The 14396-nt window shown below is 40.6% G+C and carries 12 protein-coding genes and 2 tRNA genes; 2 read left to right on the top strand and 12 right to left on the bottom strand.

Annotated elements, in window-relative coordinates; all coding sequences use genetic code 11:
* Positions 1-40: 40 nt before the first annotated feature.
* From G6053_RS06155 to mnmA, 4 genes are all read right to left on the bottom strand, one after another.
* Positions 41-1105, bottom strand: coding sequence for a PA0069 family radical SAM protein (locus G6053_RS06155; protein WP_165305809.1), 1065 nt, complete (start codon positions 1103-1105; stop codon positions 41-43).
* A gap of 200 nt (positions 1106-1305) precedes the next feature.
* Positions 1306-2496, bottom strand: coding sequence for an AAA family ATPase (locus G6053_RS06150; protein ID WP_165305808.1), 1191 nt, complete (start codon positions 2494-2496; stop codon positions 1306-1308).
* 222 nt (positions 2497-2718) lie between these two features.
* Entirely contained in the window at positions 2719-3942 is a 1224-nt protein-coding gene (locus tag G6053_RS06145; RefSeq protein WP_165305807.1) for a hypothetical protein, read from the bottom strand.
* A 610-nt stretch (positions 3943-4552) separates the two neighbouring features.
* A complete protein-coding gene (mnmA, locus tag G6053_RS06140) occupies positions 4553-5644 on the bottom strand; it encodes a tRNA 2-thiouridine(34) synthase MnmA (protein ID WP_046672147.1) in 1092 nt (363 codons plus the stop codon).
* 188 nt (positions 5645-5832) lie between these two features.
* On the opposite strand from mnmA, the gene G6053_RS06135 reads away from it, so the two are divergent.
* Together G6053_RS06135 and G6053_RS06130 are read left to right on the top strand one after the other, a co-directional pair.
* Positions 5833-5905: transfer RNA gene (locus tag G6053_RS06135), tRNA-Phe, on the top strand.
* A 42-nt stretch (positions 5906-5947) separates the two neighbouring features.
* Positions 5948-6020: transfer RNA gene (locus G6053_RS06130), tRNA-Phe, on the top strand.
* Positions 6021-6059: 39 nt separating this feature from the next.
* On the opposite strand, the gene G6053_RS06125 is transcribed toward G6053_RS06130, so the two are convergent.
* The 8 genes from G6053_RS06125 to fucP form a co-directional block, all read right to left on the bottom strand.
* Positions 6060-6848, bottom strand: coding sequence for an SDR family oxidoreductase (locus G6053_RS06125; RefSeq protein ID WP_108637060.1), 789 nt, complete (start codon positions 6846-6848; stop codon positions 6060-6062).
* Between the two features lie 180 nt (positions 6849-7028).
* The gene (locus G6053_RS06120; RefSeq protein WP_165305806.1) at positions 7029-7856 is read right to left on the bottom strand and encodes an amidohydrolase family protein; all 828 of its coding nucleotides are present in this window, start codon (positions 7854-7856) and stop codon (positions 7029-7031) included.
* 25 nt (positions 7857-7881) lie between these two features.
* Positions 7882-8739, bottom strand: coding sequence for a fumarylacetoacetate hydrolase family protein (locus G6053_RS06115; RefSeq protein WP_104383188.1), 858 nt, complete (start codon positions 8737-8739; stop codon positions 7882-7884).
* A 37-nt stretch (positions 8740-8776) separates the two neighbouring features.
* Positions 8777-9541, bottom strand: coding sequence for a glucose 1-dehydrogenase (locus G6053_RS06110; protein ID WP_165305805.1), 765 nt, complete (start codon positions 9539-9541; stop codon positions 8777-8779).
* 2 nt (positions 9542-9543) lie between these two features.
* The gene (locus G6053_RS06105) at positions 9544-10857 is read right to left on the bottom strand and encodes an alpha-L-fucosidase (RefSeq protein ID WP_165305804.1); all 1314 of its coding nucleotides are present in this window, start codon (positions 10855-10857) and stop codon (positions 9544-9546) included.
* A gap of 19 nt (positions 10858-10876) precedes the next feature.
* Complete coding sequence (locus G6053_RS06100; protein ID WP_165305803.1) at positions 10877-12535, bottom strand: altronate dehydratase family protein; 1659 nt, start codon at positions 12533-12535, stop codon at positions 10877-10879.
* Positions 12536-12538: 3 nt separating this feature from the next.
* Positions 12539-12871 (bottom strand): L-rhamnose mutarotase, encoded by a 333-nt coding sequence (locus G6053_RS06095; protein WP_108637065.1) that lies wholly within the window; start codon positions 12869-12871, stop codon positions 12539-12541.
* Between the two features lie 197 nt (positions 12872-13068).
* Complete coding sequence (gene fucP, locus G6053_RS06090) at positions 13069-14334, bottom strand: L-fucose:H+ symporter permease (protein ID WP_165305802.1); 1266 nt, start codon at positions 14332-14334, stop codon at positions 13069-13071.
* Between the last annotated feature and the right edge of the window lie 62 nt (positions 14335-14396).

The following is a 14396-nucleotide window of genomic DNA, read 5'->3' as shown; positions in this document are numbered from 1 at the left end:
AAAATAGATTAGTTTTTATTTCTTAATTTGAAAAGAACAATTAAAACAATCCTAATTGCGTACCTGCATCCGGTAAGCGGAAAAGATCTTTTCGCAAGGAAGGCAAGGTGCCATTCCCCATATATTTTTTGACCGACAATTTAAACAGATGCTGCAGGCTCTCGGCCATATTGCCATCCCCTTTTATCCGTCGTCCGAAATCAGTGTCATTAATCTTTCCACCATGACAAGCCTCGATCCAATGCAATACCTTTTCAGCACGATCCGGATAATTTTGATACAACCAATCTTTAAAGATGCCACCGATCTGTCCGTTAAGCCTTACGATGGTATAAGACGCTGTAATTGCTCCTGCATCTGCTCCCGAACGGATCAAATCTGAAATCTCATCGCTATTGATTCCCGGGACGATAGGTGCCATCATCAGCATTACGGGTACACCTATTCCCTTCAATCCCTCGATTAGTTTTAACCGCGCTGACGCTGTAGCGGTCCTGGGTTCCATCTTCTGCCGTACCTCTTCACGTAGCGAATTAATGGTCACTGCAACGGATACCAGATTCAGTGCTGCAAGTTCGCGCAAGAGATCAAAATCTCTTCGCATCAATACATTCTTGCTGATAATGGAAACGGGATTTCTGTATTTAAGCATCAATTCTAAAAGCGAACGTGTGATCCCCAATTTTCTCTCAATAGGTTGGTAGCAATCCGTATTGCCGGATAACATAATCAAATCAGGCTGATAGCTCGACTTGCGAAACTCATGTTCCAGGAGCTGCGCCGCATTATGCTTGACCAGGATTTTGCGTTCAAAATCCAGTCCCGCACTAAAGCCCCAGTATTCATGCGAATTGCGGGCATAGCAGTAAATACAACCATGCTCGCAGCCCTGATAGGGATTTATAGACCTTTCAAAGCGCAGGTCCGGACTATTGGATTTGGAGATAATGGACTTCGGATGCGTCGGAATAAACTGTGTTTTTTCGGCCCCAAGAAATTCCTCATCCAACCCTTCAATGTGCTCCTGCACATACTGGTTAGAAAAAAATTTGTTATTGGGATTGATCTGTGCCCCCCTGCCCTTAAAATATTCTGACGGATTCATAATTTAAAATTACTAAAATTATTAGTAATATTCAAACTAAAAATGCACCCTTTTATCTTTTCATTTCAATACAGTTCCCAAAAGATGTGAAGCAGTAAAGGACAGGATTCCAGACTTCTTATTATAGCTCGTATATTTATAGATCCACTTATGTATATTTCGCTTAAGCTAAAGCTCCTTTAACGTATGCCTCGGAAAAATCAGTACATAAAGCCAAAAAGCCAGACAGGTATCACATTACCAAAACCAATTTCTATTCCATCTTTGGCAAGATAGGCATCCGAGACACCTGCGATCTGCTTTTTCGTTTTGTTTTTCCCTCCGACTTCGAAAGTATACCGTTTATCAACTAAAAAATCAGCTACAGGAGAAAAATTGATCTCATGCAACCCCATAAACTGATTTAAGAAAAATGTTTCCCGCACATTACCCACATTTGTATTTTCTTTCGCTAGTGCATACATAAGATTACTATTATTAAGATATAGTTTTTCGGGTTTAGTTAATACCCCGATTCCTGAATTATCTTTATACAGCTCATTAACAAGTCCTGCACGGCCCAGTATTTTGATACCATGAACTAAAATATTACGAGATACTCCCACAATTTCGCTCAGCTTCGTAATATTTGGAGTAAACGGGGCGCTTGTTGCTATACTAATAAGGAGTTTTTTTAATTTAGTAAGCGTCTCATAATTTAAATCTTCTACCGCATTGATATCTATCTCTATGATTAGGTTGATTGTATTTTGCAATTTCTGATAATACGCTTTTTCATTTTCTTTATAATATGGATAAGCTCCATATTTAAGATAATTTTCAAATAGCGGCAGTGGCTTTATCTCTTTTAAAATATTGGCAGTTAGTTTCTCATGATTTTCGATAATATCTGTCAACGAATATGCCGAGAATATTTTACCTGTTTCAAACATTAGAAATTCTCGAAATGAAAGCTCTTTCAAAGAATATGTTACAGCTCTCCTGCTCAAATCTGATTCTGACTTATATATCTCGAGCATGGATGATGAAGTAAAAATTACATTTAGATCTGGAAAGTTGTCATAGATCAACTTTATCTCCCTAGACCAATTGGGGTATTTATGTACTTCATCCAGCAATAAATGAGTACCGCCATATTGAACAAATTCTTTGGCTAGCGAATAAAGTTTGTTATCAAAAAAATAAATATGATCCAGGCTGATATACAGTGTAGATTGCAAGGGCATATACAGCCTGGCCAACTGCAACAGTAAAGTAGTTTTTCCCGAACCTCTTGCCCCCTTTATAGCTACCAATCGATTCTTCAAATCAATTTCTTGTAATAGATAACGTTGTATTTCTACCGGAACACCAAGCATCCTAGCTTGAAACTCTAACAACAGCTCTTCCATAATTGCTCAAAATAAAAGCAAATTTAGTTAAAAATTGCTCAAATAAAAAGCAATTATGGGCGATTATTGCTTTTTATCTGAGCAATAACATCACCAAAGAAGCTTATTATATCTACACTAACAAAATCAGGATCAAAAAAACCTATGGATACAGCCTAGGCCACTTCTCCATATTCCAGATATAGATCAGGTGTCGGGTTTGCAAATAGCATTGTTAAACAATTATTTTTCCTCCACTAGTTTGCTATTCATAAACTCTCTATTCAATGCATATAGGATCTCCATAAGTTTGTTTATATTAGATTCGAGCTTTTCAAAATGCTCAATATTGTAATATTGATGCTTAGTTTGAAGCGCGTAATACAAAGCATCTTCCAATGTCATTCGTTGATAATGAAACCAACTATTAGCTTTGTAGAAATTATGAAGTGATTTTCTAAGATTACGTTGTTCTTCTCTGCTCAAAAACGTCAATACTTCCTCCTTGATATTCACTTTCGTTATATCAAAATCCGAATCCATCCGAGCCGGATCAAGCCAATGTTCCGGCATATCTAGGGTATGAAGAATGAGCCAACCAATCTCAAGAAGTTCGCCGATACTTTTATACAAGCCTAAAAGCGTTCCAGGCTCATCCTTACTATAGATTTCTGTTTGGTTTTTAGCACAATACATCCAATATGAAAAACTATTTTTTAATTCCGAAAGTTCATATCCTGTAAACAAATATGCCAATAGAAGAAACGGATTATAACCGTCATACGTTTCAGAATAACAATTTAACATCATATAGTCAATGTGAAACAACTGAGAGTTTGGAGGATAAAACCCTGGACAAAACACAAAATCATCCATTAAATAACAAGCCTCAAATAAGCGTTGCAGATGATGAGATGTTTGGTGTGGAGTATAATCGTAACATTCACTTATAAGCCCCTTTCCCCCCAAGGAAAATTCCGCCCATTTATCCATTAACTTCAACCAATTTATCACATCCAGTTGGTTGAAAAAATCATCGAACACCAGAAAGAAATCCCGGCATTCGTATTCATTTATCAGTGTTATTTTATTTTGAAACTGCCTTTTGAAAGAAGTACGATATTGATGATGTTCTGATATATTTTTCTTTTTTAAGGCATAAGGGTTCGGTTTCCATTCTATCCCAAGATACTCATGCTTGAACTCCATTCTATTGCTTTTTTGCAACACACACCATGCTTCTTCAATAATCTTTTTAATCTCGGAGACGAACGGTGAAAAGTCTTTTTCAACTAAATGAGCCTCACAATAATTATTGGATATTACTTGGACTAATTCTTCAATCTTTTTTTTCCATTCAACTAGGCTATGCTGCCCATATAACCACCGCAAATGGCCAAACAAATAGTCCATTTTATCTTCTTCGTCCTCAAAAGACTCAGGAATAAAATTAAAATCTGTATTCATAATAATTCATATTAAATTTATAATCAAAATCTTAAGATAATTACAAGACTAAAGCCTTACGTTTAGTTTAGACAAAGCGGTGGCTGTAGATACCAAACAGTATCCGTTTCTAAAGTCTTTTTTATATGGTTGTTGTTTAGTCTTTAATTGGTTGCTGGCTCCATTAAAACCTTCAAATGCACTTTAGCATCATCCTCGTTACCATGATCGTATAATAACACGCCCAGTAAGTCCAATTTTGGGGACAATCACGCTCGATTAGTAAACCACTGTCGAGCCTTATTAATATATTATCTATACAAATGTACTAATAAAATTATTATATAAAAATAAATTGTAAATATTTTCTATACAAAAGGATTGAAACACGAAACATACACTCACTTTCGATTCGCCTGATAAAGATTACAACATCATTTTAGTATCGCTCTCGACCCTCTATCTCGACAAAAGAGATAGCTATGCCTTTCTTCTTAATTCAATTGACTTAAATCCGGCAGGCATCATAGCCGCTCACAATCTCAGAAATTCTTAAGGACAAAAAAATCCCTATACTGTAGCTACAGTATAGGGATTAGAATTCTTATGCTGAATTTTGGATCAGTTTTTACTATTTCATTAAGAAACCACCGCCTAAGAGATCATTTCCTTCGTAGAATACAGCCGACTGTCCGGGCGCGATACCTTTTACATTATGCACAAAATCTATACGTACTTTATCGCCCTCTTGTGAGATTGTCGACAAAGCACCGGAGTCTTTATAACGTACTTTCGAAATAGCTTCCATCGGTTGGTCAAGACCTGCATATTTCACGAAGTTTACATTCCGGACGTAAGCGTGTGACTTTTCAAGTTCATGCTCCTCTCCCAATACCACGGTATTACTTTCAGGAAGAATTTCGATCACAAACATGGGTTTACCCAAAGCAATGCCCAAACCTTTACGTTGACCGATGGTAAAATAAGGGTAGCCAATATGCTTACCAACAACTGTTCCGTCTGAAAGGATAAAATTGCCCGGACCGATCTGTTGATCCAATGTAGGCACTTTATGTCTCAGAAACGCGCGGTAGTCGTTATCCGGCACAAAGCAGATCTCGTAGCTTTCCGATTTATTGGCGAGCTCTTTCTGGCCCATATCCAGCGCCATCTGACGGATTTCCTTTTTCGTGAAGGAGCCCAATGGGAACTGTGTACGCGCTAGGTTTTCCTGCGATACGCCCCATAGGACGTAGGATTGATCCTTATTTTCATCCTTACCCTTTGATATCACATAACGGCCATTATCGTGCATACGGATATTGGCATAGTGGCCCGTAGCGATAAATTCACAATCCAGTTTATCGGCACGTTTCATCAAAGCTTCCCATTTAATGTGGGTATTACAAAGAACACAAGGATTGGGTGTACGCCCAGCAATATATTCCTCTACAAAATTATCAATTACAAAGTCTCCAAACTCATCGCGTATATCTAATATATAATGAGGGAAACCATAGTTTACGGCTAATGTACGAGCGTCGTTGATACTGTCGAGGCTACAACATCCCGTCTCCTTAGATGAACCACCCGCGGACGCATAATCCCAAGTCTTCATCGTAATACCTATGACCTCATATCCTTGTTCGTGGAGCATGACAGAAGCAACGGAGCTATCGACCCCTCCACTCATTGCAACTAAAACTCTTCCTCTTTTACTCATCGCTATTTATTGAAATGCAAAGATACAGCTTATTCCTTTTTCTCTATGTTAGTTTCTTGTAATTTTATCTCAATCAAAATCAACACTTTCGAAAAAAGAGGAAAAATAATCCACATAAAAATTTTAGAATTCAAATTATCACACTATATTTGCATCGCAATAGGGGAACAAACCCATAGCAAAAAAGCGGTGCCATAGCTCAGCTGGTAGAGCAAAGGACTGAAAATCCTTGTGTCCCTGGTTCGAACCCAGGTGGCACCACGCTTCAATCTGATGATCACAGATTTAAATAAAAGGTCAACTGGTGCCATAGCTCAGCTGGTAGAGCAAAGGACTGAAAATCCTTGTGTCCCTGGTTCGAACCCAGGTGGCACCACAAAAAAAGCTTGTTCAAATGAACAAGCTTTTTTTGTTGCTACTCCGCGATAATCGAACGATCTAAATGAACATAACCGCCATCAACGTGGATCAATTGTCCCGTCGTATGGCTTGACTTATCAGACAGTAAGAATACGGTGGTATCCGCAATTTCTTCTGCTGTTGTCATACGGTGTTCTAAAGGAATACGATCTGTGATCTTTTTCAAAGTTTCCGCTGGATTTGACAAAGTTTGTATCCAGGTATCGTATTGTGGCGTTGCGCATTCGGCAACAATAATCGCATTTACACGGATGGAATAAGGCAACAGTTCTACCGCCCATTCGCGTGTCAGTGCATTTCGTCCACCATTGGAAGCGGCATAGGCCGAAGTATTGCCCTGTCCGGTTTCTCCTGTTTTGGAAGAAATATTGACGATACTACCTTTAGATGCTTTGAGAGCGTCGAGGGCGTGATGCGCCATTAAATAATAATGAATCAGGTTTTTATGTAGTGAGGCTACAAATTTTTCGTAATTACCAGAAGCTAAGCCTACCCCATCATTTTGTCCTGCATTATTTACCAAACCATCGATACGACCATAGACCTCCAGTGTCTTTTGTACTGCTTTTTCACAATCTTCAGGTTTGGACAATTCAGCTTCGATACACAAAGCATCAATCCCAAACTGTTTCACCTCTTCCCTGACTTTCTCGTTGTCGGCCTGCTTACGTCCAACAATGACAGGAATAGCCTGCTCCCTAGCCAAAGCATGCACGACAGCACGTCCGATCCCTTTCGCGCCCCCCGTAACAATAACAACTTTATCTTTTAAATGAAGATCCATATTAATTTTATTGAATTGTGTGTTTCATTGATGCCTCCAACCTGTCCGCATCCATAAACTCGTTTCACTGGTTATTGATTAAAACCTATGTCGACAACCTCGCGTTATTTATTCCCGCTATTTGGCTGTCTTAAAAAATCAGTATGCATTCTTTCCCTTTCATGCATACTGATTTCTTTCTTATAAATTATATACACGTATAGCATTCTCAGCCCAAAACGCCTTTTTTTCCGATGCTGTAAAGCTGCCCAGTTTATCCTCCACAATTGCGATACTTTCTTCATAGGAAGCTGCCAAAAGGCATACCGGCCAGTCTGAACCATACATAATGCGGTCCTTTCCAAAACGTTGAAAAATATGTTCGAGATATTGTGTAAAATCATCCAATTTCCATCCTGACCAATCTGCTTCCGTTGCCAGTCCGGACACTTTACATACGACATTTGGAAAGGCAGCAAGCTTATCGATAAACGCGGCCCATTCATCAAACTCTTTTGATTTAATGGGCGGTTTGGCGATATGATCCAGCACAAACTGCAGGTTTGGATTCTGCTGTACACATTGCAATGTAGCCGCGTAATGACGTGGACGGATCAATAAATCGTAGGTGTAACCAAAAGCGGCCAGCGCTTTCAACCCGTTCAATACAGCGGGCCGAATCAAAAAATCTGGATCCAACTCCCCCTCAACGACATGACGGAAACCCTTGATTACCGGTAATTCTTTATAGCTGGTCAGCTGTTGCTCAATGTCTTCGGCCTGAAGGTCGATCCAACCGACAACACCTTTGATAAAGGGGTAACTTTTGGATAGCTGCACCAGGTAGTTTGTCTCCGCGTCAGACTGATCGGCCTGAACGGCCACACTACCTGCGAATCCATTTCGCTCCAAAACAAACTGCATATCCAAGGGCGTAAAATCCCGTTGGATGACCTGCATTTCGTCGGTAATCCAACTGTCTCTAACGGGATCGTATTGCCAAAAATGCTGATGGGTATCTATACGCATAATAAAACCTAAAATGTTAGCTAAATTAATTTTTGGAATAAGCAACCACTGTCTGACGCGACTCGCCGAGGCCATCTGCTCCCAATTCGATCACATCACCTGCTTTTAAATAAATTGGAGGATTGAAACCAAGGCCTACACCAGCTGGTGTTCCCGTTGAAATCACGTCACCCGGCAATAACGTCATAAATTTGGAGACGTAGGATACAACATGGGCAATCGAAAAAATTAAATCTTTGGTATTTCCATCCTGATAGGTTTTTCCGTTCACTTTCAACCAGATGCGCACATTATTAATATCCTTGATCTCTTCTTTGGTGGCCATAAATGGGCCCATCGGAGCGAAGGTATCACAACCTTTTCCTTTATCCCAGGTACCACCACGTTCCAACTGATACTCGCGCTCAGAGACATCATTGTGCAAGACATAACCCGCCACATAATCCAGCGCTTCATGTTCCTCCACATAAGAAGCTTTTTTACCGATCACAATACAGAACTCCACTTCCCAGTCTGTCTTTACAGAATCTTTAGGAATCATCACATTGTCGTATGGTCCTATTAAAGAAGTCGTGGATTTCATAAAAATAATAGGTTCAGCAGGAATTGGGGCATTGGTTTCCTTAGCATGATCCATATAGTTCAATCCGATGCAGACAATTTTGGACGGACGGGCAAAAGGTGCTCCGATACGTTCTTCCTGAGGTATTTCAATAAGCTTACCTGCATTTGCCTTGACGAATTCTTCCAAACGAGCCAAGCCGTCTTCTGCAAAGAACTGCTCATTGTAATCACCACCAAATGCACTTACATCGTAATTTACACCGTCAATCTGAACTCCGATTTTCTCTTTGCCGAAGGCTCCAAAACGTATTAATTTCATAGTTTTATAGATTTGAGATTTGTCTAGTATCTAATATTTAATTATTCAATTTAATAAAACCACCATCAATAGGATAATCATTACCGGTAATAAAACCCGCATCATCACTACAAAGGAAAAGTGCCAATTTAGCAATTTCTTCCGGTTGTGCCATACGGCCTATCGGCTGGCTTGCAGACAACTTTTCAAACATTTCCTCTTCTTTACCGGGATAGTTCTTCGCTATAAATCCATCCACAAAAGGGGTGTGTACGCGGGCTGGCGAGATACTGTTGCACCGGATGCCATAAGCCATATAATCACGTGCTACAGACATGGACATCGCATAGATCGCACCTTTACTCATGGAATAGGCAAAACGATCTGTAATCCCAACCCATGCCGCAATTGAAGCCAGATTAAGGATAGCCCCTGACCCCTGCGCCTTCATGATTGGTACAATTGCATATAATGCATTGTATGCGCCCTTCACATTCACATTAAAAATGCGTTCAAAGTCTTCGGATTTGCAGTTTTCTAAATTGCCAACGTGAGCAATACCAGCATTATTCACTAAAATATCAATTTTTCCGATATTTTGAGCTATCGTACCAATTTCTTGTTGATCGGTTACGTTACAACGATTGAACACAGCCTGTCCTCCTAGAGCCAAAATTTCTTCCACTACAGCAAGCCCACCTTCCTCATTTAAATCCAAAATATGGACTTTCGCTCCTTCCTTAGCAAATTGCACACTGATCGCACGGCCAATTCCACTACCACCGCCTGTAATAACAGCTACTTTTTGTTCTAATTTTCCCATTGTTATTTAATTGTTAGTGTTAAAACTAGATCCACCTCATCATTTGATGTGGGCAAATCCAATCGTAAACTATGATCTATATTACTGAATTTAATATCCTTATTTCCGATAAATGTCTTTACTTTAGTCACCTCATAAGGAAGTTTTGCAATAACTAATTCTTTTTTTCCCGGTTTAAGGACATGCAGAAACACTTGATTTCCTTTTCGCGTCAATGCATAATCATCCGTAGGTGCTATTCCCCCTGCTTCGGTTCCGTAAATGGTTACACCGTATACAGCCAACCATTTTCCGAGCTCTTTTAAGCGATCTTGTTGATAGTCCTGAATCTCGCCATTCGGCATCGGTCCCACGTTCAGTAACAGGTTTGAGCCATGTCCGGCCGCTTTAACCAAGTAAGTCAAAACCTCTCTGAACGATTTACGTGTCCTATCTTTCAGTTCAAAACCCCAAGACCCAGCAATCGTACCGCATACCTCTTTGGGCAATTTGCCGACATCATGTGCGCTTGTTCCAAATCCGGTGGTATTCTCCCCCGGCAGGTCACGTTCAAACATCTGAAAGTCTTCCCCTTCAAAAGGAGCCAGATGATGATTATTTCCCACCAAACATTGGGGCTGTAACCTGTGGATCAATTCATAAATTTCGCTTAGATGCCAATCCTCCTTTGGTTTGTCCCAATGACCATCAAACCAGATTCCGTCAATTTGCCCATATTGCGTAAGGAGCTCGGTCAACTGGCTTTTCATAAACTGCACATAATGATTCCAATCGCCTTTTGTGGAGTCACGCCCTGCAATGCCACTACCTGTTTTACCTGCTGGCAAATAATCATTCCGATGCCAATCCAGTAGCGAATAGTAAAACATGACTTTGATTCCCTCGGAACGACATGCTTTAACAAGTTCCTTCACGATATCGCGCTTGAACGGTGACTTTTTCACAATATTATAATCCGAAGTCTGACTATCCCACATCGAAAAGCCGTCATGGTGCCTGGTTGTGAAAGTAATGTACTTGGCACCCGATTGCTTAAATAATTTTGCCCATTGTTTTGCATCAAAAGAAATGGGATTAAAAAATTTTGGCAGCAATGCATACTCATCCAGGCTGATGTTCTGATTGTTCATGACCCATTCGCCATCCCCCAACACGCTATATACCCCCCAATGAATAAAGACCCCGAATCGAGATTGTTCAAACCATTCCCTATTTTTTTGGTTTTCAGGGCTTGGCTGGTAATGTTGCTGGCTATAGCCATAGGAAATGGATCCAATGAGCAAGGCCAGGCTGCAGATGACATGTTTTAATTTCATTATGTTTGATTTTGGTTATTTACAGAGAAACGCCCCTTCGCCAAGGAATAAAATCATCCTGCCCCAACAAGACTGCTTTAGGTTTAATCTCACCTGAAGCAACTTCAATCACATAATCAAGGATGCGATGCGCAGCCTGTTCAATGCTCTCTGTACCTTCGATAATGGTACCACAATTGAGATCTATGATATCCGGCATCTTTTCAAAAGTTTTGGTATTGGTCGATAATTTTACCACAGGTGTAATCGGGTTTCCAGTCGGCGTACCCAAACCTGTCGTAAATAGGACAATATTAGCTCCCGCAGCAACCTCTGCTGTAGTACTCTCGACATCATTACCCGGTGTACATAGTAGGTTTAGCCCTGCACCATTAGCAAGTTCGGGATAATCAATCACGGCCGCTACCGGTGAGGTCCCCCCTTTTTTTGCCGCTCCTGCAGACTTGATCGCATCCGTAATCAGGCCATCACGGATATTGCCTGGAGATGGATTCATATAGAAGCCCGAACCATCTGCCTCCGCCTTAGCGTTATAAGTCCGCATTAAACTCATAAATTTCTCCGCAGTAGGTTCATCCACACAACGGTCACTAAGTTCCTGCTCCACGCCACATAGCTCCGGGAATTCAGCTAAAATGACCGAACCGCCCAAAGTTACCAGAATATCGGAAACAAAACCCAGCGCCGGATTGGCAGAAATACCTGAGAACCCATCTGAGCCACCACATTCCAAGCCTATACATAGCTTGTCCAATGTGGCTGGCTTGCGCTCATTTTTATCCGCCTGCATCATACCCGCAAAGGTCGCTTTGATCGCCTTTTGCATCAGTTCTTTCTCCGTACCCTCTTTTTGCTGTTCAAAGATATATAACGGCCGGTCGAATCCCGGATTTCTTTTCTCGATTTCAGCCTTTAAAATGGAGGCTTGCGCATGTTGACAACCTAAACTCAATACAGTTGCTCCCGCAACGTTTGGATGGGTTATATAACCGGCAAGCAAACCACATAAAGCATCAGAATCCATACGCGTACCACCACAGCCCATTTCATGATTCAGAAACTTGATACCATCAACGTTTTTAAATAAACGTTCTTGTTCATTTGAAGCTGGATTGGCCAATAAGTCCTGCCCGAGAATCTGGTTCACATCTGCTCCGGATTTGTATAGATTTATTAAGTCTTCTACTTCGGCGATATAATTATTGGCTTTCACTTTATAGCCCAGTTTTTCTTCGAAAGCCGCTTTAAGCGTCAGAACATTCCGGTTTTCGCAAAATACCAATGGAATGACCAACCAATAGTTCGCTGTCCCCACCGTACCATTCGAGCGGTGAAACCCATTGAATGTTTTGTCTTTAAATGCAGTGACATCCGGTTTGATCCAAGCGGTCTTGCGGTCTCCCATTCTAAAATCTTCGGATGCGTGACGTAAATTTTCCGTTGTAATCAATTCACCGGCACTTAAATCCGCATTCAGTTTACCGACCAAAACACCGTACATCAATATTTCGGCATCTCGCTTCATTGGTTGAATGGTAAACTTATGTTTGGCCGCAACGGCTTGTTTCAAAGTGAACTCGCTGCCTTCGAAAACAATTGTCGTTCCTTCGGCCAAGTCCTGTAAAGCAACCAGGACATTATCCATCGGATGGATCTGTAAATAGCGCTGTATGGCCATAATTTAAACTAATTCAAATATTTTATTCATCATTACCCATTTCTCACCGGGTTTGGCTCCCGGGATCGCAGCCTGATATTTCCACATCAGTTGCTCCCACTCCTGTACCTTTTCATTGGCCGCATCCATAGCTGCTTTCTTTTCAAATGAAAAATCCGCACCAACTTCCATGTTCATAAATAGTCTATTCTCAAAACGATAGATCTCCATCTGCGTTACGCCAGCATCCAAGATCGATTGCTTGATCTCTGGCCACACCGCACGGTGATAGTCCTCGTACTCTTTGATCAATTGTGGATCATTGACAAGATCCAATGCCATGACATATTTTTTCATCTGTATATATTTGTTTTTTTTCGTGATGAAGCGATCAGATTTATTCATCGAGTGTATGTTTTAAGCGTCATTCATAATTTTCCTTAGTTGTATTCATGAACTCTTTTACGCATTAAATTCGTACGCTAAGGTATTCATGACTCACTTCGTTCGGTTCACTCGCTCTGAATAAATCAGGATGATTTCATTGCTCTTTATTAATGTGATTTAAGATTTTCTGTTTCGGCAATACGCACGTTCCTATTTTGAAAGGCAAAGACTAATACCACTATAAAACAGAATAAAGGCACAAAATAACCGTATTGAAAATGGCCTGTTTTATCCGATATCAAACCCAAAAGCGGCGGCAATAAGGCCCCGCCTACAATAGACATAACGATTAAGCTGGAGGCAGATTTAGTATCTGCGCCAATGCCTTGTACACCAAAGGCAAAGATGGTCGGGAACATAATGGACATAAAAAATGCGATTCCGATCAAGGCATATAATGTTTGTACCCCCGTTCCAAAAATAACGAACAGCGATAACACAATCGTCACAAACGAGTAGATGATCAACAACTTGGACGCAGACACAAAACGCATAAAGAAAGTACCGATAAATCGCCCCAACATAAATGCCAGTCCGGCAAAACCAGCGTAGTCTGCCCCATCTTTACCTGATATTCCCGCTACTTCGGTCGCATATAATACCAGAAAGCTTAAAATACAGACCTGCGCACCAACATAAAAAAACTGTGCAATAACAGCCCATCTTACATTTTTGTGTTTTAACGCGTGAAAAAAGCCAGCTTTCCCCTCTTCCTCATCATCCTTGATATCCGGTAATTTGGTAAAGAAAAATAAAGCTGCGATCAATAAGATCAAGACCCCCAAAACAAGGTAAGGCATTTTTACGGAAGCAGTTTCCGACTGAATATAAGCCATTTTTGCTTGTTCAGCCATTTGCGCAAGTTCTTCCTGCGATTTGGGTTCGTGCGACAAAATAAATTTCCCGCCGAATATAGGTGCCAGGAAGGCTGCAAGTCCATTGAATGACTGCGCAAAATTTAACCTTTGAGCCGAGGTTGAAGGGTCACCCAGTATCGCCACATAGGGATTGGCAGCGGTCTCTAAGATCGTCAAGCCACAGGCAACAACAAATAGCGCACCCAAAAAGAAAACATAACTGATCGTGTTCGCTGCCGGAACAAATAAAAAGCAGCCCAAAGCAAAAAATAGCAATCCGATCAGAATGCCTGCCTTATAACCATAACGCTTCATAATAATTCCCGCTGGAATCGCCATAACAAAATAGGCGATAAATACCGCTGAGTCAACCAGAGATGCCTGGAAATGCGATAAACTAAAAGCATTCCGCAAATGTGGAATCAAGATCGGATCAAGGTTATGGATAAATCCCCAAAAGAAGAACAAGGAGGTCACCAAAATCAAGGCAAATGTGTAACTCTTTTTGTTAGTCATATATTCAAATGGTTATAAGTAGTTATTTTATGTAAAATAAGCCTAAAAAACCTAGACAATAT

It is taken from the genome of Sphingobacterium sp. DR205 (assembly GCF_011064245.1).
GTDB lineage: Bacteria > Bacteroidota > Bacteroidia > Sphingobacteriales > Sphingobacteriaceae > Sphingobacterium > Sphingobacterium athyrii.
The sequence above is the reverse complement of the archived record's forward strand: the minus strand, read 5'-3'. Positions and strand labels throughout refer to the sequence as shown.